Annotated in this window: 23 protein-coding genes and 1 tRNA gene; 7 read left to right on the top strand and 17 right to left on the bottom strand. The window is 66.1% G+C overall.

All coding sequences use genetic code 11. The annotated features are described in order from the left end of the window. Window positions 1-328: 328 nt before the first annotated feature. The gene (locus tag miv_RS24875; RefSeq protein WP_207179506.1) at window positions 329-928 is read left to right on the top strand and encodes a recombinase family protein; all 600 of its coding nucleotides are present in this window, start codon (window positions 329-331) and stop codon (window positions 926-928) included. A gap of 8 nt (window positions 929-936) precedes the next feature. Here miv_RS24875 and miv_RS24870 read toward each other — a convergent pair whose 3' ends face one another. The 3 genes from miv_RS24870 to miv_RS24860 form a co-directional block, all read right to left on the bottom strand. Further along, window positions 937-2,244, bottom strand: coding sequence for a DUF6538 domain-containing protein (locus miv_RS24870; protein WP_207179505.1), 1,308 nt, complete (start codon window positions 2,242-2,244; stop codon window positions 937-939). Between the two features lie 1,303 nt (window positions 2,245-3,547). Further along, window positions 3,548-3,751 (bottom strand): hypothetical protein, encoded by a 204-nt coding sequence (locus miv_RS24865; RefSeq protein WP_207179503.1) that lies wholly within the window; start codon window positions 3,749-3,751, stop codon window positions 3,548-3,550. Next, window positions 3,748-4,326: a hypothetical protein gene (locus tag miv_RS24860; RefSeq protein WP_207179501.1), complete on the bottom strand. Its 579-nt coding sequence runs from the start codon at window positions 4,324-4,326 to the stop codon at window positions 3,748-3,750. The genes miv_RS24865 and miv_RS24860 overlap by 4 nt, the downstream gene beginning before the upstream one ends. Window positions 4,327-5,164: 838 nt before the next feature. Here miv_RS24860 and miv_RS24855 point away from each other — a divergent pair. The 3 genes from miv_RS24855 to miv_RS24845 all read left to right on the top strand — a co-directional run bounded on the left by miv_RS24855 (window position 5,165) and on the right by miv_RS24845 (window position 9,686). Further along, window positions 5,165-6,652 (top strand): hypothetical protein, encoded by a 1,488-nt coding sequence (locus miv_RS24855; protein ID WP_207179499.1) that lies wholly within the window; start codon window positions 5,165-5,167, stop codon window positions 6,650-6,652. A gap of 383 nt (window positions 6,653-7,035) precedes the next feature. Continuing rightward, window positions 7,036-7,530, top strand: a complete 495-nt coding sequence (locus miv_RS24850) for a DEAD/DEAH box helicase family protein (RefSeq protein WP_207179497.1) — start codon at window positions 7,036-7,038, stop codon at window positions 7,528-7,530. Beyond that, window positions 7,530-9,686 carry a hypothetical protein gene (locus miv_RS24845; RefSeq protein ID WP_207179495.1) on the top strand — a complete coding sequence of 719 codons (2,157 nt, stop codon included), beginning with the start codon at window positions 7,530-7,532 and terminating at the stop codon, window positions 9,684-9,686. Before miv_RS24850 ends, miv_RS24845 begins: the two co-directional genes overlap by 1 nt. 42 nt (window positions 9,687-9,728) lie before the next feature. Here miv_RS24845 and miv_RS24840 read toward each other — a convergent pair whose 3' ends face one another. Then, a complete protein-coding gene (locus miv_RS24840; protein WP_207179493.1) occupies window positions 9,729-9,932 on the bottom strand; it encodes a hypothetical protein in 204 nt (67 codons plus the stop codon). 649 nt (window positions 9,933-10,581) lie between these two features. Between miv_RS24840 and miv_RS24835 the strand changes: the two genes are divergently transcribed. Beyond that, window positions 10,582-11,505 (top strand): restriction endonuclease, encoded by a 924-nt coding sequence (locus miv_RS24835; protein ID WP_207179491.1) that lies wholly within the window; start codon window positions 10,582-10,584, stop codon window positions 11,503-11,505. A 432-nt stretch (window positions 11,506-11,937) separates the two neighbouring features. Here the strand turns inward: miv_RS24835 and miv_RS24830 are convergent, their stop codons facing one another. Continuing rightward, window positions 11,938-12,501, bottom strand: a complete 564-nt coding sequence (locus miv_RS24830) for a hypothetical protein (RefSeq protein WP_207179488.1) — start codon at window positions 12,499-12,501, stop codon at window positions 11,938-11,940. 923 nt (window positions 12,502-13,424) lie between these two features. On the opposite strand from miv_RS24830, the gene miv_RS24825 reads away from it, so the two are divergent. Further along, the gene (locus miv_RS24825) at window positions 13,425-13,724 is read left to right on the top strand and encodes a hypothetical protein (RefSeq protein WP_207179486.1); all 300 of its coding nucleotides are present in this window, start codon (window positions 13,425-13,427) and stop codon (window positions 13,722-13,724) included. 183 nt (window positions 13,725-13,907) lie between these two features. Here miv_RS24825 and miv_RS24820 read toward each other — a convergent pair whose 3' ends face one another. From miv_RS24820 to miv_RS24805, 4 genes are all read right to left on the bottom strand, one after another. After that, window positions 13,908-14,381, bottom strand: coding sequence for a VOC family protein (locus tag miv_RS24820; RefSeq protein WP_207179484.1), 474 nt, complete (start codon window positions 14,379-14,381; stop codon window positions 13,908-13,910). A 129-nt stretch (window positions 14,382-14,510) separates the two neighbouring features. Then, on the bottom strand, window positions 14,511-14,876 hold the full coding sequence (locus tag miv_RS24815) for a hypothetical protein (RefSeq protein ID WP_207179483.1): 366 nt from the start codon (window positions 14,874-14,876) through the stop codon (window positions 14,511-14,513). After that, on the bottom strand, window positions 14,873-16,066 hold the full coding sequence (locus miv_RS24810; protein ID WP_207179482.1) for a hypothetical protein: 1,194 nt from the start codon (window positions 16,064-16,066) through the stop codon (window positions 14,873-14,875). The genes miv_RS24815 and miv_RS24810 overlap by 4 nt, the downstream gene beginning before the upstream one ends. A gap of 1,492 nt (window positions 16,067-17,558) precedes the next feature. Next, window positions 17,559-17,634 (bottom strand) — tRNA-Glu (locus tag miv_RS24805). 129 nt (window positions 17,635-17,763) lie between these two features. Between miv_RS24805 and rlmB the strand changes: the two genes are divergently transcribed. Further along, window positions 17,764-18,645 (top strand): 23S rRNA (guanosine(2251)-2'-O)-methyltransferase RlmB, encoded by an 882-nt coding sequence (gene rlmB / locus miv_RS24800; protein WP_244748695.1) that lies wholly within the window; start codon window positions 17,764-17,766, stop codon window positions 18,643-18,645. 19 nt (window positions 18,646-18,664) lie between these two features. Here rlmB and miv_RS24795 read toward each other — a convergent pair whose 3' ends face one another. The 8 genes from miv_RS24795 to miv_RS24760 all read right to left on the bottom strand — a co-directional run bounded on the left by miv_RS24795 (window position 18,665) and on the right by miv_RS24760 (window position 26,201). Further along, window positions 18,665-20,227 (bottom strand): CYTH and CHAD domain-containing protein, encoded by a 1,563-nt coding sequence (locus miv_RS24795; protein ID WP_207179481.1) that lies wholly within the window; start codon window positions 20,225-20,227, stop codon window positions 18,665-18,667. A 108-nt stretch (window positions 20,228-20,335) separates the two neighbouring features. After that, complete coding sequence (gene phnN / locus miv_RS24790; protein WP_058619974.1) at window positions 20,336-20,866, bottom strand: phosphonate metabolism protein/1,5-bisphosphokinase (PRPP-forming) PhnN; 531 nt, start codon at window positions 20,864-20,866, stop codon at window positions 20,336-20,338. Then, entirely contained in the window at window positions 20,866-22,002 is a 1,137-nt protein-coding gene (locus miv_RS24785) for an alpha-D-ribose 1-methylphosphonate 5-triphosphate diphosphatase (protein ID WP_207179480.1), read from the bottom strand. The genes phnN and miv_RS24785 overlap by 1 nt, the downstream gene beginning before the upstream one ends. 10 nt (window positions 22,003-22,012) lie before the next feature. Further along, a complete protein-coding gene (gene phnL / locus miv_RS24780; RefSeq protein ID WP_207179479.1) occupies window positions 22,013-22,717 on the bottom strand; it encodes a phosphonate C-P lyase system protein PhnL in 705 nt (234 codons plus the stop codon). Beyond that, window positions 22,714-23,487, bottom strand: a complete 774-nt coding sequence (phnK, locus tag miv_RS24775; protein ID WP_207179478.1) for a phosphonate C-P lyase system protein PhnK — start codon at window positions 23,485-23,487, stop codon at window positions 22,714-22,716. The genes phnL and phnK overlap by 4 nt, the downstream gene beginning before the upstream one ends. Next, window positions 23,484-24,221, bottom strand: coding sequence for a GNAT family N-acetyltransferase (locus miv_RS33455; RefSeq protein WP_244748694.1), 738 nt, complete (start codon window positions 24,219-24,221; stop codon window positions 23,484-23,486). Before miv_RS33455 ends, phnK begins: the two co-directional genes overlap by 4 nt. Next, entirely contained in the window at window positions 24,214-25,080 is an 867-nt protein-coding gene (locus tag miv_RS24765) for an alpha-D-ribose 1-methylphosphonate 5-phosphate C-P-lyase PhnJ (protein WP_207179476.1), read from the bottom strand. Before miv_RS24765 ends, miv_RS33455 begins: the two co-directional genes overlap by 8 nt. After that, entirely contained in the window at window positions 25,077-26,201 is a 1,125-nt protein-coding gene (locus miv_RS24760; RefSeq protein ID WP_207179474.1) for a carbon-phosphorus lyase complex subunit, read from the bottom strand. Before miv_RS24760 ends, miv_RS24765 begins: the two co-directional genes overlap by 4 nt. Between the last annotated feature and the right edge of the window lie 2 nt (window positions 26,202-26,203).

Raw genomic sequence — 26,203 nt, 5'->3', positions numbered from 1 at the left:
CCGGTTCTATCACCGGAGCGCGTGTTGCAAACGGTGGTTGCCATTTCCATCCACAGTTCGCATTGGCGGTGCCTTGCTTCGAAGGGTTGACCAGAGTGAACCACGAGCGTGCTTTGCCAGGTCGAAGAGCATTCCGAGGGGCGAATAGCCTGTCCCGTCAGACTGGAAAAATAGTTGTCAGTTGCCGAACCGGCGGACCGTGCCACCCTCGTGGTCCAACAACTCTTGGCTTTCCGCACACCGCCCGGACCACGCCCGCCCTCAAGGCGACGATCGTCCAGGAAGTCCGTGCACAAAGTCAGGAGTGGTGTACGGGAGTTTCTGCACGATGGGCAGCACGGCGGTCGGGCGTAGGTACGGATACAGCCGGGTCTCAACCTCAGACCAGGATTGGACCATCCAACTCGACGCCCTCGCAAAGGCTGGCGTCGATGATCGAGACGTCTACCGCGAGAAGGCCAGCGGCGCCCGACGCGATCGAACCGAGCTTCGCCGCGTCCTCGACCTCCTCCGGCAGGACGATCAGATCGCCGTGTTCGCCCTCGACCGACTCGCCCGCTCGCCGCTGCACCTGCTCCAGATCGTCGAGGAGATCGAGGCCAAGGGCGCCAAGCTCGTCTCCCTGCGCGAACAGATCGACACGGGCTCGGCCATGGGCCGCTTCTTCATCACCGTCGTCGGCAGCGTCGCCGCCCTGGAGCGCGACCTCATTCTCTCCCGCACGAAGGCGGGCGCGGCCCTCGCCCGCGAGAGGGGAGTGCGGTTCGGCCGCCCGCCCAAGCTCACCCCCGCCCTGATCCGGCAGGTCCTGCTCGCCCACGACGATCCGGCGACGACGGTGCCGGAGACCTGCCGCGTCCTCGGCATCAGCCGCTCTTCATACTATGCCGCGCTTCGCACCGGTCAGAGTGAGAAGCACGCCGCCTAGATCCGGGTCTACGCCGCGGCAGCCTTCGTGGTCAGGAACGGGAAGGTGATCTGGTCGATGTGCCGCTTGAGCAGCGGCACGTCGTCCTGGAGCATCAGGTAGTGCTCCTCGGAGACGTCGGCGGGCTTGTGCCCGGTGATCGCGTTGATCGAGGGCTTCGGTACCCCCGTCACGTAGGCCGCGTGCTCGAACGTCTTGCGCAACGAGTGCACCGTCAACCGCCGGTTCGCCCCGAGCGCGGCGTCGATCTCTCGGTTGAGCTTGCTGCTGATCGCCCCGCTCCAGCGCTCCGCTGAGGCACGATAGGTCAGTTCCGGGAAGAGGCGATCGTCGGCACGCTTGACCAGATCGAGGATGCCGAGGTCGAGCAGGTCGCGATGCAGCGGGATCAGGCGCCGGTTGTGCGGGCTCTTCACCCGGGCCTCGTGCAGATCGACGACCTCCACCCCGTCGCGCCGCACGAACCAGGACGCGCGAAGCTGCGCCATCTCCTCCAGGCGCGCGCCCGTGAGCAACAGCAGGCGCGGCAACCACAGCACGGCGCCGGTCTCGCGCTCGGTCCGGGCGAAGACACGGGCGAGTTGGTCGAGGTCGAAGCGCTGGTAGCTGCGCCGCGCGGCGCTGATCGTCGCGCGATCCGGCCCCAAGCCCCGGAACGGGTTCGCCGGGATGACGTCGGCAGCCACGGCCGCGTTGCAGATGGTCGCGAGCCCTGTCACCGTCTTCTTGAGCGTGGCGACCGAGCCGACGCGCAGGCCGCGCACGAACCGCTCGGCATCCTGGCGGGTGATGGCGGTGATCGCCTTGTCGCCGATCTGAGCCTCGAAGCGGGCGATCGCCTTCTCGATGTCGAGCCGGGACCGGCGTCGAGGTGGGGCTCCTTTGCGCTCGCTCCGGCGAGGCAGATAGACCTCTTCGTAGGCCCGGCGCAGCGTCATGATCTTCGTGCGGACGGGCGTTTTGGGCTCGGCGTCGGGGTCGACGCGCTTCGCCACGATGGCACGCTCAGGCCCGGCGCTCGACCTGACGATCCCGTCACGCTGGTACGGGCCGGGGTCGAAGGCCCACGCCGAGAACGAGGCCCCGCCTCGAACTTCCCGGATCAGGTCGCCGAGATCGGCAGCAGCCCGCAGCGCTCGGCTCCGCGCCGCGAGCGGATCACGGGTTCGCAAGGAGAAGGTGACGGTGCGCTTCACGCCGGTGACGCCCAGCCCTTCAAGCCGGTCGACGACGTCGTCGGGAAGCTGGAGGCGGAAGCGGAACATGCCGCCCCGCACGGCCTGCCGGGTGAACGGGACCAGCGCGTACCGCGGCATCCTTGATCGCGAGCCCTCGACGTTCGACAGTGGCAACCGGCCGTCGAGTCCTCGACGCTAGGAAACGCTACCCCGGATCCGGAATCCGGCAACGAATTTGAGCCCTTGAATTCGGTCCTCCGGCTCGACGACCGAGTCCCGTAGGGCGCGCCAGGGGCTGTTTTCATTGGCTTTTTCGGCGTTTTTCGGACCCCCTCCAGAAGGGCGTTAGGACCGGTTTTTAGGACCGGTCTGGCGAGGCCCAACGGACAGCCGTCTCGATCGTCAGTCCGTAGCGTCCGCAGGCCCGGCAAGAATGCCTCCAGCGACAGAAGCGTCAGCGTTGCGGCATCCCGCCACGCGCCGATCATCGTCGCGACGACGATCGCGTCCACCATCCCCACCAACGTCCGGCCGGGCGCCCGGCGCGCTTCCTGCGACGTTCTCCGCGACGGTCCCGGCAAGCTCTTATGACGACGGAGCCAGGGGTCGGAGGCACGCACGTCCTGGGTGACGATGGTGCCGACGATCTCACGCGCTCCCGGTGATCGTCGCCCCGAACGGCCGGTGCCGATCACTCGCTCCATGATCACCGCAACGGATCGCGTCGGCGATCGGCCAGGTACTCGCGGGCGGGATGCGTAGCTGGCGGCTGCGCGCCCAGCATCGTCGCGCAGGACGATCGGGGAGCGTCGTCACGATCGTGGCCGGGACGATCAGGGGGAAGCACGGGTATCATCGTCCCGGCGACGATCGCGCCCACTGTCTTCTCCAACGTCTCGCCAAGCGCCCGGTGCTCTCCGACGCCCTCCGCGACGGGTCCGGCAAGCTTGCTCGGCAATCGTGCCGGGAACACGGGCAGATTCTGAGCGGTAGCGGGACCCGACGATCTCGTGCGGGCACCCGGTGATCATCAAGACCTGCGCGGTTGGCACCGGCCCCCGGCTCCGCATTACGGCTCACTCCAATGAGTCCATCGCCTGTTTGATCGTGGGCGCATCCGGCGCCTTAATGGTACCTCGTCCGATGGGAGCCGGGAGCAAAGGGATTCGAGCCGACGAATGCCCAGGGCCCTGGTTTCAACCGTAGCGAATATATTGCACACCAGCCAATGAGATCGTCGAGCATGATGGTCGCAACCCTGGCCGATACCGGCAGGCAACCCAACGCGCAATTTTGGATGTTCTGACGCCGCGGGCGCAAAACGCTCTGACGGGTGTAATGTGCATCGCGCATCTGAACACAATAACTCAAAGCGGTGGCCAAGGGGGACCTCGGCCACCGCTTTGTTGAGGGCCCGCCGGTCACATTCGGCGGGCCTTCTTCATTGCGTCGTCGTCACGAGCTTCGCACCCTCGGCCCGGCGCCGCTGCTGCTGCTCGACAAGCCGGGCGATGCGTTCCTCAACCGCCTTATCGCGCGCCTCAGTGGCTGCCGTCAGGTAGGCGACTTCAGCTTCAAGATTCTGGATCCGGGTTTCAAGCTCGCCGATGTGCTCGACGAGCACGTCAATCTCGTCGGCGGTCACGACGGGCCTCCCCAGACCATCTTGAAGCAGACGGCGTGCTCTTGGCTCGGAAAGCCGAGGTGGCACGTCCCGGGGTAGTGGCCCCAGCCCGGACAGTTCCCGTCGAGCCACGCCCGCACGTCGTCGAGGAGTTGATACCGCCTGCCTTCATGCCAGATCCGCCAGTCCCAACTACACCACATCCGCTGGCGCTTCGGGTAAAGGGTCCGGAAGCTATCGAGGTCAATTGCCATCTGGCAGCGGGCCTTCCTGGTCCATCGGTCATGGCGGCCCATAGCCTGACGCCTCGAAATAAGTAGGCTCACCGCGAATTCAAATTTCTCGGCGTGCTGAAGTGAACTGAAACCGATCCACGCCTTGGTGAGTGCGAGTCCCCGTCCCTCGTCTTCAAGCCAGCCCCAACCCGAGCAGTGCTCGTCGAGCCAGTCCACCATCCACTGCTCAGGATACTCGTCGTCTGCCATGAAACCCCATCGCCAATCGACTTTAAAGCGACGACGTCGAGGGTAGAGCTTCCGAAACTTGAGAATAGCCAGCGCAAGGTCGCGCTCGTTGGGCATGAGAGTGCTCGCCATCAGACGTATCCTCCCGACCGCGCCGTCGCATACTGAAGTGTGAGTTCCTGATCCAACAGCATTGAGGTCTGGCTTTGCGATGAATTCGTGCTTCCGATGATTCCGCTGTCGCGGTGATTAATGTTCGACTTCGGCCTCAGCACCCGACTGTTACTCAAGATGTTGGTCGCGCCAATGTTCATGTTTTCACTCGTCGTCGAGCAAAAAATCTCGCATTCATTGAAGTATTGCATAAAAAGTCAATCCGATTTGTTGGCTTGATCTATCTAGCAGATGTCGATGAAGTGGAGCGAAATTAAAAACAGCATCCTGATCCCATCGACGCAAAGATTCTGCAAAAATCTGCCGATTGCCGTTCTGGAGATCGCGGCGCCTGCGGCGCCTTCGAGGAGACCTGACTCTTCGATCCGGGGGAAGCGAGACACGACATCGTCGTGTGCGAGGTGCACGAATTCCGGGATCAGGCGAATTCGCCACGAAGAGCCTCGGCGAGATCGAGCGGAGCGAGATCTCGTCGGGGATCGAGTGGCTGCTGATCGTGCCCGCGCCGTAGCGCGGGACGAGCGGCACGACCGAGTTCTGCGTGATCGGGATCAACGGCGGGAGCGCCGTGACAGCAGGCCGAGGCGGCCCGCTGTCCCAGCGGCCGAGGCGCCCGGGACTCCCCTGCTGCCGCAGGTCCGTCCCACGCACCTCGTCATGGCAGAGGAATGTTGACATCTAGAACAGATGTACCGCTAAATTCGTCGGCACCATCAAATAATGTGTCGCATCTTTTATTCTTAAGAAGGCATGTGACACATTTTTCGGACAGCACATCATCAGAAAATTCATTGACATGAACTGCAAAATCCTGCGCGGAGCGCCCGGCGACGGCAAGACCCTCACCATGCTCGGCGCGATGCTCACCAACTCCGGTCGCTACCTGCTTGCCTCACCCCGCATTGACCTCCTTGAGGAGCAGATCTCCCATCTCCACGCGAACCGACCGCCGGACAAATTCGTCGGCATCAACGCCATCCATTCCAAGCAGAGGCAGCGCGCGAGAGTTGAGCGCCGCCTAGAGGACGCCCTGTGCGCCCAAGCCGACGCTTCGTACGCGATCGTCGGCGTCACCCACGAGACGCTCCTCAAGATAGACCCCGGGCTCCTCAAGGGCTGGCATGTCGGGATCGACGAGATCCCGGACGGCGCCATCAAGAGCGGTAAGTTTAAGGCGACGACGACGTGGTCCTCTCTCGAACGCTACTATAGCCTCGTCCCGGTTGTAGGAGGCAATTGGTGGGAGGTTCGGCCGCGCGAAGGCGTCGACCAGCCCTCGCTCGGTGCGCTTGCCAACGACGGACATAGCCTGTTGCCCTTCCACGCCGCCGCTCGCGATCCTCGGCGACCGCTGCTGGTCGACATAGGCGCCTGGGAGGACGCGAGCCTTCCGGGGCGGGGTGTGGGGTGGTTCTCAGTCTGGACGATGGCGGACCTCGCAGCGTGTGCATCGGTCACGATCGCCGCGGCCAGCTTCCAGCACAGCCTCGTCTATCACGCCCACCGCTCTCTGCCCGGCGATAGGATCACCTTCGAAGAGGTCCGAGTTCGAACAGCACCCCGGGCGAAGCCGCGCGTGCGGTTGCACTACTTCTGTGAGCACCGAGGTTCGACCGAGTGGTGGAAGACCAACGAAGGGGAGCACTGTCTCGTCGAGATGTCGAAGTACTTGGAGAGCATCGGTTTCAGCGGATACTGGTCCTGCAACGAAACGATCCGTCTCGCCTTTCAGCACCGCTACAAGGAACTGTGGCGGGAGCCGCGGCAGTCCGGAACCAACAGCCTGCGCGAGCATACCTCCTGCGCCATCATCTACTCCAACAAGGCCCAGGCCGCCGACGAGCCGATCCTCGACGTCCTTGGGCTTGATCGCCAAGCGGTTCTGGAGGCGCGCGAGTACGAGGACCTCTGGCAGTTCGTCATGCGGGGCGCGATTCGCGACCCGGCTTACGCGGGGAGCTACGACGTCTACGTTTACAGCCGAGATCAGGCAGAGGTATTGAAAGCTAAGCTAGTGGAAAACAGCATCACTGACGACGTCACCGTCATTCCAGTCGTCGAGGCGGGCCTGCTCGATGTCGTGCGGCCTGGAGCTACGATCCCGGAGAGCAGGCGGGCCTCCGATACGCGCTCCCTTGAGGAGCGGCGCGAGGAGACGAGGGCGAGGAACAACGAGCGGCAGCGTCAGAGCCGCGCGGCCAAGCGCGAGCAGAAGGAGAGGAGCGGCACCCTGCGAGGCCGAGGTCGTCCGCGCAAGCAGCCCATGCCTTCACCCGCAGCGTAGGCGCGCTCACACTCCGCCTCTCGGAGGGTCCTCCGCCTGTCTGGATCCAGATGGCAGCCGAGAAATTCGTGGCCGCTCCTTCGACTGCATCTCCGTCAAAGCCGTCCCGGAACAGACGGAAACCGGGCCGGGCTAGAATTTCTGGCCGAATTCGTCGTGTTGGCCTCCGAGAGCTTTCGCTAATTGACAAGACACCATCTGAGAACGGATAAGCGCTCCAGAGCACGTTTGGTGCTCAGGTCCCTGGCGGGGGATGACTTCTAGCCTGTAACGTTGGATCGCGCGCCGGACATTATTTCGTTCGGACGCCGTCGCAGGCGCGTAGTTATCGATCTGCGCCGCGAGGGGCTGCAATCGCTCGCACATATTCTTCGAAGGTTTTTATGGACATCTATTATTTCGACGCGCTGGCTGGCGCGGGCAAGACCCGTGCGCTCAGCCGCTATGCTGATAGGCTCGCCCGTTACGGCCACAAGGTGCTCTTCGTCCAGCCCACCAAGCTGCTCATCGACAAGACCATCGCGCACGAAGTGAAGCCCCTTGATCCCGCCTACGCAGTGACGGCTATCCACGGTGACGCCGTGCAGGATCAGTCGGTGATCGCTGCCCTCGTCGCGCACTTCAAGGCCGCTGAGCGCGGTGACGGCGAGATCCTCTTCATCACCCACGCGGCCTTCGCCAAGCTTCCGTACATCCAGAACCGTGCCGACTGGATCCTCCTGATGGACGAAGTGCCCCAGGTCGACGTCTTCGAGGAATTCCGGCTGCCCGACACCCACGACCTGATCACCGACCACTTGTCCTTGATCCCGGGCGGCGCGGCCTACGGCACGCTCATCATGAACAAGCCTCCCGCCGACGACGAGGAGGCCGCTTGATGAGCATCAGGAAGATCGCCCGCAATGCGCGTCAGGACGACGTGCTCGAACTCTTCAAGCCGTTGGCCCTGCGCATCCAGTCCGAAAATTGGGACGTCCATGCCCACCAGAGCCAGTTCGAGCGTCTGCTCGCCAGCAAGGCCAAGGGATCTCTGATGACCTACTCGGTTCTGAAGCCCTTGGTCTTCGCGGGCTTCAAGAAGGTGGTCGTGGCCTCGGCCTGCATGCAGGAAACGATGTTCTACCGCCTGTCCGCGGCCCAGCGCGTCAAGCTCAAGCCCGTCTCCGAGAGCCTGAGGCGGAACCTGCGCTACCAGCAGCATGAGCACGGCGAGCGCGTCACCTTCTACTACGCGTGCCAGGAGGCGTGGTCGAAGACGTATCGCGACACGATCGTGGAGGACGAGGTCACCGGCCTCTCGATGAAGGTGCTCGATCAGGCTGCTGCCGCGATCCTCAACCTGTTCGCGGGTGAGCCCTTCATCTGGATGGGTAACACGGATCTGCCCAATAATTTCTTCGATGAACCCGGGATCCAGAGCAAGGCCGAGCGGCTGCCCAACACGCCCCACGGTCTCAACGATTATCAGGGATTCCACAACGTCGTGGTGCTCTCCGCCCTCAACCCGCCGCCTGCGCACTTCCACTTCCTGGAGAGCTACGGGATCAGCGGCGAGGAGGTGCGTACCGCTCACTACCGCACCGCCGTCTATCAGGCGGTGATGCGCTGCTCGATCCGCAACCCTGCCGACGCCACGCCCAAGCGCGTCGTCGTCATGGACCGGGACACGGCAGGGTGGATGGCGAACCTGTTCGCCGGGGCCGCGGTCGAACCGCTGCCCGGCATGGGCGTGGTGCCGCGCAAGGGCAAGGCGGGACGACCGCGCCAGCACGCCAGCAACGCCGACAAGACCAGGGCGCACCGCGCCCGCCAGGAGATGGAGTGGCTCGCCCAACTCGACCTCATCAATGAGACCTCGGTGGTGATCGGCCGCTACCCGGATCTCGCGCGCGAGGTCCGGGCCGGAATGAGCGAGTTCGCGTGTAACGAAAACACCTATAAGGAAGGGGATATCGTCACGCTCCCGGCATCGTCCACGAGCGGCTCCGCCTTCGCGACGATCTACGACAGGCGTCCGCTTGCCCATGTCAACCTGACGGACGACGACTCCTTCATCACGGGCTTGCGCGACCTGCATCAGCGTGTGGTGGCGAAGGAGGAGTCCGGGGTGTTCTCTCCCGCCCATTTCGAGCCGACGAAGGCGGCCGAGACCGATCGCGGGCTCGGCAACATCACCCACCTGCGCGGGATCTGGCTCGACAACGATGGCGGCGACCTCGACCACGCCGAGTTCGCGGCTCTGTTCCCTTACCTGCGCGTGGTTGTCTGGAACACGGCGTCATCGACGCCCGAGGAGCCGCGCTGGCGCGCGTTCATTCCGACGACCTGTGCCATGTCGATTGAGGTGCACGGCCTGATCCTCAATCAGGCGGTGAAGGTGCTGAACCGGGCGGGCTATTACGGCGACCGGCAACTCAAAAAGCGCAAGCGCCCGGGGGCCCGCCGCCACGGCTTCGACGAGTCGAAGTTCACCGCGGCGTCGCTCTTCTACCTGCCCTGTCAGGCGCGGGATCCGGAGGGCTCGTTCTTCATCGACTACGGCGAGGGCAACCCGAAGCGCGGCCCGCTCGATGTGCGCGCCTGGATCGACAACTGCATCCTGGATCTGCGCCGTCCCGGGGCGTCGTCGAGAACCCAGGCGTCCATGAAGGTTGAAATCGCGCCGACCGCGCCCGCCCTGCCCAATCTCGCGATCAAGACCTCGGCAGCGCTCCGTATGGTTCGGGAGAAACTGCACGAGCAGCAGACCCAAAGCCTCGCGGGTCAGCGCGATGCGATGATCGCAAAGGCCGTCGAGATGTGGCGCTCGACGCCGCGAGGTGATGGTCACCGCGCCTTCTTCGGCCTTGCCGCGGCGCTCAAGCGTGCGGGCCTCGACGAGTTCGGGATCAAGGCGAAGCTCTACGAGGAAGCGCAGTACGGACACTCGCCTCGGGAGCGAAGGGGCGAGATCAAGGACCTGCTCCAGAGCCTGCGGAAGGTTGGTACCTTCACCCAAGGGTCGGCAAACCAGCCGAAGCGGACCGCGGCCTGAGGACCAGAAGAACGACATCTAGACACAGAGGCGGGCGCATGGTCACCACGATCGTGTTGCTCGCCTGCCGCTGATACGCTTGCTCCACTTTTTTGCCGCGGCCAGCGCCACCTTGGTGCTCGTCGAGATCATCTCGAAATCGTGCTCGACGGCGGCGGCGAGGATGTGAAGGGTCGGGTGGCGGCGCACTACGGCGTCGTCGGGGACGCAGGCTTCCAACCGGTCCCAGACGTGCTGCTTTTCCATCAGGCGGAGCTTGGGATCCGGAGCAAGGACCTAAACGTCCTACTGCATGTGAAGGCGCACCGGTTCTATCCGGACAGGATGCCGTTCCCGAGCCTGACGACGATAGTCTAGCGCATGAGCGTGAGCGAGCAGACCGTTCAGCGGTCGCTCACCAGACTTCGGAAGCTCGGATTGATCGGGAGGACGAAGATCTCGGACGGTCTGCATCAAACAAGTCCCGGAACGAGTCTGCGCATGAGCCCAAAGAGGCTATCCCTTTCGGCACTTGGCTGCGCTACGAACTCCGCAAGCTCTATACGCTTCGAGCCCGGTCCAGGTGGGTACCCTGGCACTGGCCCCGTCCAACTTACCCATACATAAAGAAGCTCGTTTCGAGCATCTGCTGCCAAGGCATGAGTGATTTCCCAATCAGGATCCGTTGCACCACCGGTCCGACTCCTAGTTGAAAATACCTGCGCCGAAAGTGGCATTTCGCTCTCCCGCTTGGCGCCATGCATGTCTCGGTCCGGCATGCGCATGACCCCATCTACCAGGGAGATAGCCCGGATTTGTTGACGACGCTATGATTGGGCGCGGTAGGCCAAAATGGTCCTCGCCAAGTCGCCACTTCTATGCTTAGGCGGAGTGGTGTAGCGCCAAGACGGACCAGATGGCTATCCCAGATTTCCAGACCCTCATGCTGCCGGTCCTGCGTGAGGCTGCGGCAGGCGAAGTACGGATCGGCGAAGTGGTTGATCGTCTCGCCGCTCAGTTCAATCTCACCGACGACGAGCGCTCTAACTTGTTGCCATCTGGGCGCCAGACCACCTTCGCCAACCGGGTCCATTGGGCGAAGAGCTATCTCGGCAAGGCAGCGCTCGTCGAACTCACGCGGCGCGCGCACTTCAAGATCACGGCGCGTGGTCAGGACGTGTTGGACCGAGCGCCTGCTCGGATCGACATCAACTTCCTCAAGCGCTTTCCAGAGTTCCAGGCGTTCCGCTTTGCGCAGGATGGGGCCGAGGAGCAAGCCGACGCGATCGCGGAGGCAAGCGGAACCTCGGCAGGTCTGACGCCCGACGAAGTGATGCGAGCGGCTGGTCGTCAGCTTGAGGCCACGCTGGCTAGCGAGCTTCTCCAACGAGTGATGGCGGGAACGCCTGCCTTCTTTGAGAGCCTCGTGGTGAGACTGCTGATCGCGATGGGGTACGGCGGTTCGATCAACGATCTCGACCGAGCCCTCGTCGGCCGCTCCGGCGACGGCGGAGTCGACGGCGTCATCGACCAGGACCCGCTCGGGCTCGATCGGATCTACGTGCAGGCGAAGCGCTACGCTGAAGATAACAACGTCGGTGCCTCGGCCATCCGCGACTTCTTCGGCAGCTTGGATCGCTTCAAAGCGAGCAAGGGCCTATTCGTCACAACTTCGTCCTTCTCGTCGTCGGCACGCGAAACCGCCGACCTGCTGAGCAAGCGCATCGTCCTCATCGACGGCCAGCAATTGGCGCGCTTGATGATTCGGCACGAGGTCGGTTGTCGCGTCGAGGAACGGCTGGCGATCAAGAAGTTGGATGAGGAATTCTTCGACGGATAGCCGCCCGCCGACTCGGCCATACCGGTCGACCGAGCAGCACGTAGGTCCCTCCACGATATCGGCCGCAATGAACTGTGCAGCTTAAGCGGCACGCAGGTCAGGTTGCCACGACCGATGGCGCGACGTGCTGCTGGTCGAGGCGGGCGAGGATTAGCGCCGAGATTTCGAATTCCTACCGCGGCGAGTCCTACGAATTCGGTCAGTACGTGCTCGACGTGTAGCTGGACCGCTTCCTCCGATCTGCGAATTTTCTCACCTGAAATTCGGCTCCGGGGGCGCCTCATGATGCGGGCGGTCTTGCACTCGTTGAGCCCATCGAGGCCCAGACGTAATCTATGTCAACTAGGTGATCACGGCCGACCTCGACGTCGTTGAGTCCGGGACGCTGTCGCGATCACCACCAAGTCACGCCGCGGTGCGATCTTCGCGGCGTCACCGGCGCTGACTGCTCCCGGGGGTCTTGGTCTGGCCGAACCCCTGGTTCAGTTCCTGGTCGATGCCCGTCGCCATGCCAGGGACTGCTCCCTGGTCAGACCTGGCTCCCGGTCCACGGCGGGCGGCGGCAAGACGCATCACCTCGTCGGGACGATCGATGTAGAGCGCGTCGGCAACGCCTTCATCCTTGTCGGGGATGATGTCGTAGGCGAATTTCCTAGTAAGAATTTCCCAATCTCCGCTCGGCTTCACGCCATGGCAGACCGCGAAGTACTGATTCGTCACGCTCTCGGCAGCGCCCGGTGGCGAGGCTAGATTGGTGAGGAAGTTGACCTCCCACTTGCCCGGCTTGTCGCCGCGCCAGACAACGGCGGGCGTCCGCTTCGAGCAGAGGAAATACGTCACCACCTCGTTGCCGCCTGTGCGCCGAGTCTTGCGCGCGTAGTTTCCGTCCGGATGATGACTCTCCCAGCCCTTCATGACTGTGCGCACCAAAGCGCCGTCCGAGATGCTGGTGACGATGTCGCGCTCCTCAACCGTGAACCAGCTGCAATAGTCCATGTGGCAGCGGCCCTCCATCAACTCAGCGGCCTGGGCTGGGGCGGGACTGAGCGCGACGACGCTGAGGAGGACGCCGAAGAGGTAGGATCGGGCTGAAAGCATGGGGTGGGAGGCTCTCGTCGGGATGTATCCATTGTGAGGCCAGGAGAACAACGGGTCCATCATGACGAGCGAGGGCGATCTCACCAACGCACGCTAAGGTGAACAAAGCGGTCGACGCCGAGAAGCGCCGCGCACTCGTGGATGCCCGCTCATCGGCAAGATCGAAGGCAGGAATGGATAAGCTGATTATCGAGCTTCGACCTCGGTCATCAAAGGTAGAGCGTGCGCTCAACGACTTGACATCACGATCTCGCCGTCCAGTTTCGGCGATCACAGGTCCGATCATGCCGAAGCGGTTCGTCGAGCACGAGACTACTCCGACCGTGCGGCGCCACGCCGAGATCTACCCGCGCCCTACCGCCTAACCGCAAATTTGTTCTGATGCGTTGGACCAGCGATGACCCCTCCAAGGGCTGCCACCGCACGATCGGGGACCTGCGCAGGTGCGAATTTGTCGACCAGATCGCCACCCGAATTCGCGACCTGGGTCCGCGTCCATGCCTACGCGCAAGTCACCAAGATCTTGGACGCTGCCGTCGCACGGCGGAAATCGTCGATGTCATCCTCCTGAGTGAAATGAAATGTAATCCGCTCACGCTCCCGATCTGTCGTGAAGCACCATCTGCCTCGCGCATGACGGTGGCAATGGTACTTGGTTTGATCCAGCCGCCAATGATCGTGGGGTGTCGACACGTTGTAGCGACCCGTCGCACTATGTGCATAGTAAATATTGTTGAGTTTCAGAGGCACGTCACAATCTCCCGCAATGCATCAGCACGTATTTATTCCAGCATGAAATCCAGCAATAAGAGGCAGTCAAAATGTTTGGCCATCAGCTTGTATCGCTGTGCGATCGCATGATCGAGGTCGGCCTCGTCGACTCGCGCGAGGCATTCGCGATCCGCTACTGCAATAAGGCGCGCGGGTACCTCGGCGACCTAACACGCCGCGAAGGCCCCGCGGCTCGCATTCCGCCGCGTACCGTGGGACGAATTCGGCACCGGTTGGCTGAGGCCGCGGTGGCAAGGCCGGATCTCGCGGTCGAGACGCGGGCGCTTGATGCATTTATTGATCAAAGCCTCTACGTCGCCAACCTGCTCGGACGACGGGGAGCGCGGTAGCGGAGTCGGTGCAGCCACGACAGGACGAAGTGATCGTAGCGGGATATTCCAGGCTCGAATTCGAACTAGCCTAGCTTGTGAACGTCGCCACCAACCGAAAGCGCCGCGCGGCTGAACTCCTCACGACAGCTTGGCCATGGGGATGGCCGCAGAGGGTGGGAAGTGGACACCCGCCCGGCGGGATCAGGGATCCTTGGCGGTAGCTGGCGGCTGCATGAACTCAATCGTCGCGCCGTCAGGGCCGACGGCATAGATCACCCGCGTTCCAGCCCGCGCACCGCTCGCGATCGGTTGCGGCGTGCCTTGCGCCTTCCAGCCGTAGGCGGCGATCCGCACCAGGAGCGCGTCGATGTCATCGACCACGAGGGCCAGATGCGCAAAGCCTGGGTCGAACGGCTTGGCTGGCACGCTTGGTCGGTCTGGACCCTGATACTCCAGGAGTTCGATCGTCTGATCCGCCAGCGAAACGATCGCTAGGCGCACCTTCGCCCCATGCGCTCCGGTTACCTGGCCGAGGAACTCGCCCCCCATCTCGCCCGTCCGCACGAGGCGTGCGCCGAGCCCATCGATCCAGAACCGAAGTGCCTCGTCGAGGGAGCCGACCGCGAAGCCGACATGGTCGGCGCGCTGCACATGGATGCTCGTGTGTTCCGTCATGCAGGACGTTCTACCGGCAAAGGGGCCACTCGTCTGCAATGGGTCGGGAGCAGCGGTTCATGAGACAAGCTGTTGGGTTTTGACTCCAGCGATTATAACCCCTGATCCTAGCCATGAGGCCGTCGGAGGTCAGGGCTTTACGGGCTCACCGTTGACGGACACGATCCTGAGCGCTGGATGCGCTCTTCGAGCACCCACGATGTCGTCCTCAAACTCGGCGACCCGTTCTTCCAGGTAGGAGGCACGGGCCCGCTCGAATTCCAGATCGACAACCAACGACGCTACTGATTCGTAAGCCTCCAGCAACTCGGCGCGCAATGCTTCCAACTCGACCCGATTGCCCTCCCGCTTTCGGAGTGCATCTACTAGATCTTGAAGCAGTTCGAGATTGCCGCTGGCGATCGTTGTTAACTCGGTATCATTAAATATTCTCTCTCGAAATTCCCCGAGCCTCCCGAAGATCCAAGTGTCAAACAAACGCCACATCTTTCTCATGCGGCGGGCTCGGCCGCGAATGTTGGCGATGCGAAAGTATGAACCGAGTCGTCGAGCACCGCCCCCACTTCTGACGTGCTATACGATTCCGAGGTGTCGACCTCGCTGACATCGTCAGTGCACCAATTATAGATGTCGAGGAGCTTGGCGGCAGCATCAAGGCCCGAGACGCCATTAGCAGGCCGGTCGTAGATCGCAATACCCTGCGCGACCAGCTTCCTACGAACCACTGAGGCAATATCCTGGGAGACATGCCCGTTACCTCGCTGATACAGCATCTGCAAGACCCAGCATCGGGAGGTACGTCGTAACTCGGCGATCACGCCCCGCCCAGCACCGATCCTGACCTCGACATAGAGGTAGCGGCCTACCAGTACCTCAGGCACCTTGGTCGGCAAGCAATTATCGTAGCGACGCCCGGCATCAACGAGTGCAGCACCCGTTTTTAGTACCACGAGGGACGCATCAGCAAGTTCGAGAGGAAACGGTAGTCGGTCAAACCGCCTCGCCCACCTCCGCACGAATGCCTCTACGATCATCTTCTCGGGGAAAGACGAAACTGACTGGCGGATCGCGTCGTCCGTAGCGACGGAGCAGTGCGCTCGCACGTAGCCAAAACCCGCGTTGAGTTCACGAGCCTCCTTAAGCGATTCCACCTTGCTGACGAAGCGGGGATGCAGAAGCACGGGGTCGAGGGCCAGTACGATAGCGATCTGCGTGGGCGTTATGGTGCCCGGCAATTGCCGTAGCACGCGAACTCGGGCTCGGTCGGCGGGAATGCGAGACGCGAAGAGTCGGTGAAGCTCCCGATACAGGGCGGGGTCGGGGAGTGGGTCGGGGCCGAGGCGCTTGAGAATGCCAAGGAAGGCGTCCGGGACGACCTTGAAGATGGCCTCGACGATCTCGCGGGGCTTCAGAACCGTGAGGGCTCTGCCGACGGTCGCCTGATCGTCGTCGGCGTTCCCAATAGCGGACGATACCTCGGCAACGCCAAGGCGGGTTGCGAGTGCCGCGGCATCCCCTGCTGCGATCTCCGCATAGGTCAGGAACCGCACCTGACGAGACAGATTAGATCCGTGAAGAGCCACCCCAAGATGCCCAGGACACAACTTGTCAATTTCCACGGCAATTTTAAGGTAAGTCCCGCCGAAGGGGCAAGGCACAAGCTTTCGTGCACCTGTCTGGTTCAAGCGTAGCTCCGTGGATGTTCCGCTCGAACCAGCGTGATGCAAACCCGAATTTTCGCAACGATTTTCGAGCGCGTAGAAACTACATAGCACCGCGCGGTCTGGGTCGCGCGACGGCTGAAGCCTATCGGGCGATAGGCTTCGACAAGCTCCAGCCGATCGCCAGCTTGCGGGCCTTAATCCCTCTAGCCGTCACTCGCGCTTGCGCCAGGACTCGGTCAAGATCGGGCTCGCGCGCTGCCACTTCTTCGAACCGGAGAAGGCGGGATAGGACCCGGGCAATGCTCTTCATCTTCGCTCTCGGCGGTGGACCCTCAAGGATGCATCTGGCCGCCACGTAGGCCGACAGGACGCGCTGAGCGCGACGAACGCCCGCCGCAGCAATGGTAGCGATCACCTGCTGAATTTCGACGGATAGCTCGCTGGTTGCTCTCAGCAGTGGTGTAGCCTACTCAAGGTCTATATCAAGACGACGCCGTCGAGGTCGTGCTCGACGGTGAGGAGAAGCTCGGTAGCGGTATCGGCCAGGGTTGCGACCATCATGCTCGACGATCTCATTGGCTGGTGTGCAATATATTCGCTACGGTTGAAACCAGGGCCCTGGGCATTCGTCGGCTCGAATCCCTTTGCTCCCGGCTCCCATCGGACGAGGTACCATTAAGGCGCCGGATGCGCCCACGATCAAACAGGCGATGGACTCATTGGAGTGAGCCGTAATGCGGAGCCGGGGGCCGGTGCCAACCGCGCAGGTCTTGATGATCACCGGGTGCCCGCACGAGATCGTCGGGTCCCGCTACCGCTCAGAATCTGCCCGTGTTCCCGGCACGATTGCCGAGCAAGCTTGCCGGACCCGTCGCGGAGGGCGTCGGAGAGCACCGGGCGCTTGGCGAGACGTTGGAGAAGACAGTGGGCGCGATCGTCGCCGGGACGATGATACCCGTGCTTCCCCCTGATCGTCCCGGCCACGATCGTGACGACGCTCCCCGATCGTCCTGCGCGACGATGCTGGGCGCGCAGCCGCCAGCTACGCATCCCGCCCGCGAGTACCTGGCCGATCGCCGACGCGATCCGTTGCGGTGATCATGGAGCGAGTGATCGGCACCGGCCGTTCGGGGCGACGATCACCGGGAGCGCGTGAGATCGTCGGCACCATCGTCACCCAGGACGTGCGTGCCTCCGACCCCTGGCTCCGTCGTCATAAGAGCTTGCCGGGACCGTCGCGGAGAACGTCGCAGGAAGCGCGCCGGGCGCCCGGCCGGACGTTGGTGGGGATGGTGGACGCGATCGTCGTCGCGACGATGATCGGCGCGTGGCGGGATGCCGCAACGCTGACGCTTCTGTCGCTGGAGGCATTCTTGCCGGGCCTGCGGACGCTACGGACTGACGATCGAGACGGCTGTCCGTTGGGCCTCGCCAGACCGGTCCTAAAAACCGGTCCTAACGCCCTTCTGGAGGGGGTCCGAAAAACGCCGAAAAAGCCAATGAAAACAGCCCCTGGCGCGCCCTACGGGACTCGAACCCGTGTTTTCGCCGTGAAAGGGCGACGTCCTAGACCGCTAGACGAAGGGCGCCGGTGCGGGGCGAGGGGAGCTATAGTGGGGTTCGAGCGGGAGGGCAACCGGATTGATGGGCTTGACGGAGACGGAGGGCTCGGTCTTGTCGGCCTTCAGTGTGGGCCTTGAACGCGGGCGGGACGCAGGATGACGACGAGGCAGGCGCCCCGTGGGGGCGGTTGGAAGGGCGGGCCGGGCAAAGGCGGTCCCGGCAAGGGTGGTTTCGGCAAGGATGGTCCCGGCAAGGGCGGCTTCGGGCAGGGCGGCTTCAATCGGGGCCCGGCCCGCGGCGGGGCGGGCGGGCGGCCCGGCGACGACGATCCGGACGGGCCGGCTCTGCTGTATGGCTGGCACCCGGTCTCGGAGGCGCTGCGCAACCCGAAGCGCGTGCTGATCAAGCTGCTCGCCACCGAGAACGCGATGGTGCGCCTCACGGAGGAAGTGGGCGAGCTGCGCATCACCCCCGAGATCGTCAAGCCCGGCACCATCACCGGGCTGCTCGGGCCGGATGCGGTGCATCAGGGCCTCTACCTCGAGGCCGAGCCGCTCGAGGGCCCGGCCTTCGACACGCTGCCCGACGACGCGGTGCTGCTCGCCCTCGACCAGATCACCGATCCGCACAATGTCGGCGCCATCGTGCGCACGGCGGCGGCCTTCGGCGTCACCGCCATCGTGACGACCGCCCGGCACTCGCCCACCGTCACCGGCGTTCTAGCCAAATCCGCCTCGGGCGGGCTGGAACACGTGCCGTTCGTGGTGGTGCGCAACCTCGCCGAGGCGCTGATCGAGCTCGGCGAGCGCGGCTTCACCCGGGTCGGGCTCGATTCCGAGGCGCCCGAGACCCTCGACGCGGTCGGGCCGAAGGCGCCGCTCGTCGTGGTGCTCGGGGCCGAGGGCAAGGGGCTGCGCCAGCGCACCCGCGAGTGCTGCGACGTGATGGCCCGCATCCCGTTCAGGGGCGCGATCCAGAGCCTCAACGTCTCGAACGCCGCGGCGATCACCCTCTACGCCCTGATGCCCCGCGCCTGACGGCGCGGGAGCCTCGCCGTCAGCGCCAGAACGGGCGCACGTCGATCAGGGCTTCGTGGGCCTTGGCGGCCTCGCTCAGCAGATGCCCGGTCCGCGCCTCGGTGTCGGCGGTGGCGAGCCCGGCGGCGAAGACCGCGCCCTCGGGTGCCCCTCGGGCGAGGTCCTGGGCGAGCGTGTGGGCGGTGGCGATGTCGTTGAGGTCGCCGAGGTGGTCCTGGAGGTCGGCCAGGGCCTCGACGAAGGCCGCATGGCGCTTGACCGCCTTCTTGGCCACCTTCTTGGTGCCGTCCTTTCCGGCGTAGAGCGCGGCGAAGAACTCGGCGCCGTAGCGCAGCTTCTTGGCGGCGATCCGCACCCGGTGGCGCTCCTCCGGATCGAGGGCAGCGAGGTGGCGGCCGCGCTTCTTCACCTGGCGGCGGCGGCGCTCCAGCTCCTCGGTGGCGAAGGCCCGGGCCGGGCCGTCGCGGAGCGCGGCGTTCGGGTTGTCGGGCCCGAGCCAGGGACCGGCCTCGATCCAGGCGACGAGGTCGAGGAGGAAGTCGCGCCACTCCCGGCTCTCCAGCACGCCCCGCACGACGGCGTGCGCCGCCTCGCGCTCGGTCTCGAGGTGACGCTCCAGGATCAGGAGACCACCTTCGTCGGGCCGCCGCTCGCGCTCGCGCGGCAGGGTCTTGCCGAGATAGACGTCGAGGTTGCGGGCGTGCCCGAAGGGCTCGCTCAGGCGCTTCAGCTCGGCCTTGATCGCCGGCATCCGCCGGTCCTCGATCACCGCGCCGAACAGCGAGAAGGCCGAGCGCAGGCGGCGGAGCGACACCCGCAGCTGATGCAGGGCCTCGACGTCGCGGCCGGCGAGCAGGACCGTCTCGTTGAGGCGCATCTGGCGCAGGCAGGCATAGGCCACCGCCTGGAACGCCGCGGCGGCGCTCATGCCGGGTTCGAGCGCCACCGGCTCGGCCTTCGCGGCGCGGCCGAGGCGGTCGCGGACCAGCGCCTCGCCGCGCTCGAACTTGCTCAGCACGCCGAGGCGCAGGGGCACGTCGGCCCCGAGTGTCCGGGCGAGGTCGAACAGGGCGGCGGGCGTGCCCCCGGTCAGTTCGAGCTCGATCTCGCTGATCGGGGAGACCCGGTCGTCGGGGGTGCTGATCCGGCCGCGATCGAGGGCGACCTCGATGCGGCTGCCCGCCGGCCCGGTATCGGCGAGGCGGCGCAGGGAGCGGGTCACGCTGGACGTATAGAGGGGGGCCAGTCCGTCGGCGCCGTCGAGGATGTCGGCGAGCGGGGTGCCGGCGAAAGCGGCGGGCTCGGGGTGCGGCCCGGCGATGGCGCCCTCCCATTCCTGCCGGTCGAACAGGCCGGCGGCGGCGGGGCCGCGGGCCTTCACGGTCTGGACGTGGCGGTCGCCGTCCCGGCGCACCCGCAGGGTGTAGCCGGCCTCGCGCAAGCGGCCGTCCGGCGTGTCGTAATAGACCGAGATCAGTTCGGTCTCGGTCCAGTCTCCGGCGAGCAGCGGATGCTCCCGCAGGCGTGCGAGGTCGGAGGCCTCGACATCCAGCTTCAGCTCGGTCTCGCGCGGTTCGCTCATCACGGTGGTCCTGATCTCCCGTTCGACCCGGCCGGTGGCAGCGGTCGAACGGAAATCATGGCCGAGGCGAAAGGTTTCGCATAGGCCTCGCCGGAGGACGGGCGCGCATCAGCGGGCCCGCAGATGCGCGACGAGCCGGGCCGCCCCGGCCTCCGGCGAGCCGTCGTTCATCACCACGAGGTCGGCGACGACCGTGGCCGAGCGGGTCAGCCGCGCCCCGAGGTCGCCGTCCTCGCGCCGGCCGCGGGCGGCGAGGCGGGCGGACAGCACGTCGGGCGGTGCCGTCACCTCGACCACGGTGACGCCGGGCAGGCGCCGGCGCGCCTCGCCCACCACCCGGCGCGAGACGTTGCAGACGACGACATGCCCGTCGCGGGCGAGCGCCGCGCTCGAGGCCGGCAGCGCGTAGCCGAGGTTGTGGGCGCGCCAGGACAGGGCGAAGCGGCCCTCCGCCTCGCCCGCGGAAAAATCCGCCTCGCCGATCGTCTCGTTGTCCTCGTGCTCCGAGGGCGGACGGGTGACGAGGCGGCGCGGGAAGACGAAGCGGGGATCCCCCGCCAGGGCCTCGCGGGCGAGCCGCAGGAGGGTGTCCTTGCCGGCCCCGCTCGGGCCGACGACGAGGACGAAGCCGCCCGCCATCACGCGACCCGCCGGCCCTGGCGCCAGACCTGGCGCACCACCGGCACGCCCTCGGCGAGGCGCACCCGCACGAGGTCGGCGCGGAGGTCCGGGGCGAGCGCGCCGCGATCGGTCAGGCCGGTGGCCCGGGCCGGATTGGCGCTGACGGTGGCGATGGCCTGCGGCAAGGTGATGGCCTCGACCCGCTCGGGCAGCCCGAACGCCGCCATCACCAGGCTTCCCGGCACGTAGTCGGAGGAGAGCACGTCGAGCAGGCCTTCCCGCGCCAGGTCCTCGGCGGCGACGTTGCCGGAATGCGAGCCGCCGCGGATCAGGTTGGGCGCCCCCATCATCACGGTGATGCCGGCCGCGTGGGAGGCCTGCGCGGCTTCCAGCGTGGTGGGGAACTCGGCGAGCCGCACGCCCTCGCCCTTCGCCATGGCGACGTCGGCCAGCGTGGTGTCGTCGTGGCTCGCCAGCGCGATGCCGTGCTCCCGGGCGAGCGCGACGAGGGCCGGGCGGTTGACGGCGTTGAAGGCCTGTCCGTTGCGGATCTTGAGCGCGGTGTTGGCCTGGATCTCGGCCAGCGAGCGGCCGCCGCGGGTGGCGTAGGTGTAGTACTTCTCGATGTCGCGGAACTGGCGCTGGCCGGGGGTGTGGTCCATCAGCGAGATCAGCCCGACGGGATAGCGCGCCGTGAAGTCGCGCACCGTGTCGAGGAGGTCGGCGGAGGGGATCTCGCAGCGCAGATGCGTCAGGTGCTCGGCGCGGAAGAGGTCGGCGCCCTTGGCGGTCTCGATCGCGCCGGCGAGCTGCATCAGCTCGGGGCCGAGCCCGCTGCCGTCCGGGTCGCTGCCGGCGCGCAGCGAATCGAACACCGTGGTGATGCCCGACGCCGCGATCTGCGCGTCGTAGGCCAGCACGGCGCCGAGCGGGTGCCAGCGCACCTTGGGGCGGGGCGCGTAGTGGCTCTCGAGGTGGTCGGTGTGCAGCTCGACGAGGCCCGGGATCAGATGGTCGCCCTGGAGGTCGAGGCCGCGCTCCGGCGCCCGGCCCTCGCCGATCTCGGCGATACGGCCGTCGACCACGGCGAGCCAGCCGTGCTGCACCCGGTCGGGCAGCACCAGGGTGGCGTTCTCGAGGATCCGGTCTTGCATGGGAGAGCCCTCAGGCAGCGCGTTTCTGAGCGAAGGCGGTGACGTCGACCACCCGGGTCGCCACCGCCTCGCGCACGTCGGTGTCGTGGAAGATGCCGAGCAAGGCCGCGCCGGCCGCCTGGCGGGCGCGGATCAGCTCCACCACCACGGCGCGGTTCTGCGCGTCGAGGGAGGCGGTGGGCTCGTCGAGGAGCAGGATCGGCCGCTCCGCGATCAGCCCGCGGGCGATGTTGACCCGCTGCTGCTCGCCGCCGGAAAACGTCGCGGGCGGCAGATCCCACAGGCGCTCGGGCAGGTTGAGGCGCGACAGCAGGTCCTCGGCGCGGGCGAGGGCCACCTCCGCCGTCATGCCGCCCTCGCGGCCTGCGGCGGCCACCACCTCGCGGGCGCCGACCCGCGGGATCACCCGGAGGAACTGCGACACGTAGGAGATGGTGCGGCGGCGCAAGCTCAGGATCTCGCGGGGCGAGGCGGAGGCGACGTCGATCACGGTCTCGGCCTCGCGCACCAGGATTCTTCCGTGGTCGCAGCGGTAATTGCCGTAGGCCATCTTGAGGAGCGAGGATTTTCCCGCCCCGGAGGGACCGCCGAGCACCACGCACTCGCCCGGATGCACGGCGAGATCGGCGCCGCCCATCACCGGCAATTGCACGCCGCCGCGCAGGTGCAGGGTGAAGGTCTTGGCGACGCCGCGGAATTCGAGAGCCGGTTTCATGCCGCGAGCACCGATGACACGAGGAGCTGGGTGTAGGGCTCGGCGGGATCGTCGAGAACCTGGTCGGTCAGCCCGGTCTCGATCACCCGGCCGGCCCGCATCACCATCACCCGGTGGGAGAGCAGGCGCGCCACCGCGAGGTCGTGGGTGACGATGATCACCGCGAGGCCCAGTTCCGCGACGAGGCCGCGGATCAGGTCGAGAAGGCGGGCCTGGACCGAGACGTCGAGGCCGGAGGTCGGCTCGTCCATCAGCACCAGGCGCGGCCCGGTGACGAGGTTGCGGGCGATCTGGAGCCGCTGGCGCATGCCGCCGGAGAACCGCGTCGGCGGATCGTCGACCCGGTCGGCGGCGATCTCGACCTTGGCGAGCCAGTCGAGCGCCGTGCCGCGGATGGTGCCGTAATGGCGGGCGCCGGCCCCCATCAGCCGCTCGCCGACATTGCCGCCGGCCGAGACCGCCATGCGCAGGCCCTTGGCCGCGTCCTGGCGCACGAAGCCCCAGTCGGTGCGCAAGAGCGCCCGGCGCTCGGCCTCGCTCAAGGCCGCGAGATCGCGGATCACCCCGTCGCGCATCCGGTAGGCGACGTGGCCGGAATCAGGGGCCAACTCGGTGGCGATCAGCGAGAGCAGCGTCGACTTGCCGGAGCCGGATTCACCGACGATCGCCAGCACCTCGCCGGGATCGAGATCGAAGGAGACGTCGGCGCACGCCGTGCGGGCGCCGTAACGCTTGGTCAGGCCGCGGGCCTGGAGCAGGGGGGCGCTCATGCGGTCGTCTCCTCGTGGCTGTTCGCCGACAGCGAAAGGCGCAGGTCTTCTCCTCTCCCCGCGGGCGGGGAGAGGGTCACGGCCCCCTCGTCGGGGTCGTGACGAGCGGAGGCGGAGCCGGAGCGAGGGTGAGGGGGGCTCGACGGATGAGACTCCTCCGGAAACACCCCCTCACCCTCGCGCTTCGCGCTCCTTTCGTCCCCGACGAGGGGGACGAAAGCCTCTCCCCGCCCGCGGGGAGAGGGGAAATCCGCGGCTTCTTCGTTCCCGGGCAGTCCTGTATCGGTCGCAAACGGAGGATCGAGGCGGAAGCTGTAGCCGTAGCGCTCGAACCCGAGGCTCTCGTAGAAGCGATGCGCCGGCTTCGCGTCGACGTTGGAGGACAGGGCGAGCTTGTAGCAGCCCTTCTCTCCCGCGAGCCGGCCGGCCTCCCGCATCATCCGCCGGCCCAGCCCGGTGCCGCGCTCGCTCGATGACACCACCACGCTCTCGACGAGGGCCGACGGCGTGCCCCAATGGGCGATGTTGTCGAGGATGACGAGGCAGAAGGTACCGACGATCCGGCCCCCGACCTCGGCGACGTAGAGACCGTAATCGGGATAGGCGTCGAGGCGAGCCAGCAGCGCCTCGGCCTGGTCCAGCGTGGCGACCCGGCCGGCATTCAAGTCGGCATCGAGGCCGAGCACGGCCGGCAAGTCGGGTTGTTGCGCCCGGCGGATGGTCGGGTCAGGCATGCGCCGCCTCCATCCCGATAGGACCGTCGGCCCGGCGCTCCTCGCAATGGTCGGTGTCGGAGCAGACGAACATCCGCCCGCCGGCATCGTCGAGCAGCACCTCGTCGAGATAGACGCCCTCCGCGCCGCAGAGCGCGCACGGCCGGTCGAAGGTCTGGACCCGGAACGGATGATCCTCGAAGTCGAGGCTGCGCACCCGCGTGTAGGGCGGCACGGCGTAGATTCGCTTCTCGCGGCCGGCGCCGAAGAGCTGGAGCGCCGGGCAATCATCCATCTTCGGGTTGTCGAATTTCGGGGTCGGCGAGGGATCCATGACGTAGCGGCCCGCGACCTCGACCGGATAGGCGTAGGTCGTGGCGATGTGGCCGTGGCGGGCGATATCCTCGTAGAGCTTGACGTGCATCAGCCCGTACTCGGCAAGCGCGTGGAGCTGGCGCGTCTCGGTCTCCCGCGGCTCGAGGAAGCGCAGGGGCTCGGGGATCGGCACCTGGTAGACCAGCACCTGCCCCTCGTGGAGCGGGGCTTCGGGGATGCGGTGGCGGGTCTGGATCACCGTCGCGTCGCGGGTGCGGGTGGTCACGGCCACATCCGCCGTGCGGGCGAAGAAGGCGCGGATCGAGACCGCGTTCGTCGTGTCGTCCGAGCCCTGGTCGATGACCTTGAGCACGTCGCTCTTGCCCAGGATCGCGGCGGTGACCTGCACGCCGCCCGTACCCCAGCCATAGGGCATCGGCATCTCGCGGGAGGCGAAGGGCACCTGGTAGCCGGGGATCGCGATCGCCTTGAGGATCGCCCGGCGGATCATCCGCTTGGTGCCCTCGTCGAGATAGGCGAAGTTGTAGCCGGTCTCGGCGTTCATTCCGCGGCCTCCTTCATCTCGGTTTTGGTCCCGGCCTTGAGCGCCGCATGCCGGGCGGCGTGCTCGGCGCGCAGGCGCCGCACCAGCTCAAGCTCGGCCTGGAAATCGACGTAGTGGGGCAGCTTCAGGTGCTCGACGAAGCCGGTCGCCTGAAGCGCGTCGCAATGCGCCAGCACGAATTCCTGGTCCTGCGCCGGGGCGCCGACCGGCTCGCCGAGCTCCTCGGCCCGCAAGGCCCGGTCGACCAGCGCCATCGCCATCGCCTTGCGCTCGCTCTGGCCGAAGGCGAGGCCGTAGCCGCGGGTGAACTGGGGCGGCACCTCGGCGCTGCCGTGGAACTGGTTGACCATCTGGCACTCGGTGAGGTCGATCTCGCCCAGAGGCACCGCGAATCCCAGCTCCTCCGGCACGAACTCGACCGCGACCGTCCCGACCCGGATCTCGCCGACGAAGGGGTGGGTGCGGCCGTAGCCGCGCTGCGTCGAGTAGCCGAGCGCGAGCACGAAGCCCTCGTCGCCCCGCGCCAGGGCCTGGAGGCGGAGCGCCCGGTCGGCCGGGAAGTCGAGCGGTTCGCGGGTGAGGTCGCCCGGGGCCGAGCCGTCGTCGGGGGCGGAGGGCTCGATCAGGCCGTCCCGGCCCAGAAGGTCGGTGACCCGCGGCGCGTGGGCGGCATCCGCCAGGGGCTCGGCTTCGGCGGCCACCGGCGCCTCGCCCTCGGCGGCGAGCGCGAAGTCGATGAGGCGGTGGGTGTAATCGAAGGTGGGGCCGAGCACCTGGCCGCCGGGCAGGTCCTTGTAGGTGGCGGAGATACGGCGGCGGAGGCTCATGGCGCCGGTCTCGACCGGCTCGGAGGCGCCGAAGCGGGGCAGGGTGGTGCGGTAGGCCCGCACCAGAAACACCGCCTCGATCAGGTCGCCGCGGGCCTGCTTGAGGGCGAGCGCCGCGAGGTCGGGATCGTGCAGCGAGCCCTCGGTCATCACCCGGTCGACGAGAAGCGCCATCTGCTCGCGGATCTGCGCCACCGAGAGTTCGGGGACGTTCGTGTCGCCCCGGCGGGTCTCGGCCAGCAGCCGGTGCGCGTTGGCGATGGCGGCCTCGCCGCCCTTCACGGCCACGTACATGG

It is taken from the genome of Methylobacterium indicum (assembly GCF_017347565.1).
Lineage (GTDB): Bacteria > Pseudomonadota > Alphaproteobacteria > Rhizobiales > Beijerinckiaceae > Methylobacterium > Methylobacterium indicum.
The sequence above is the reverse complement of the archived record's forward strand: the minus strand, read 5'-3'. Positions and strand labels throughout refer to the sequence as shown.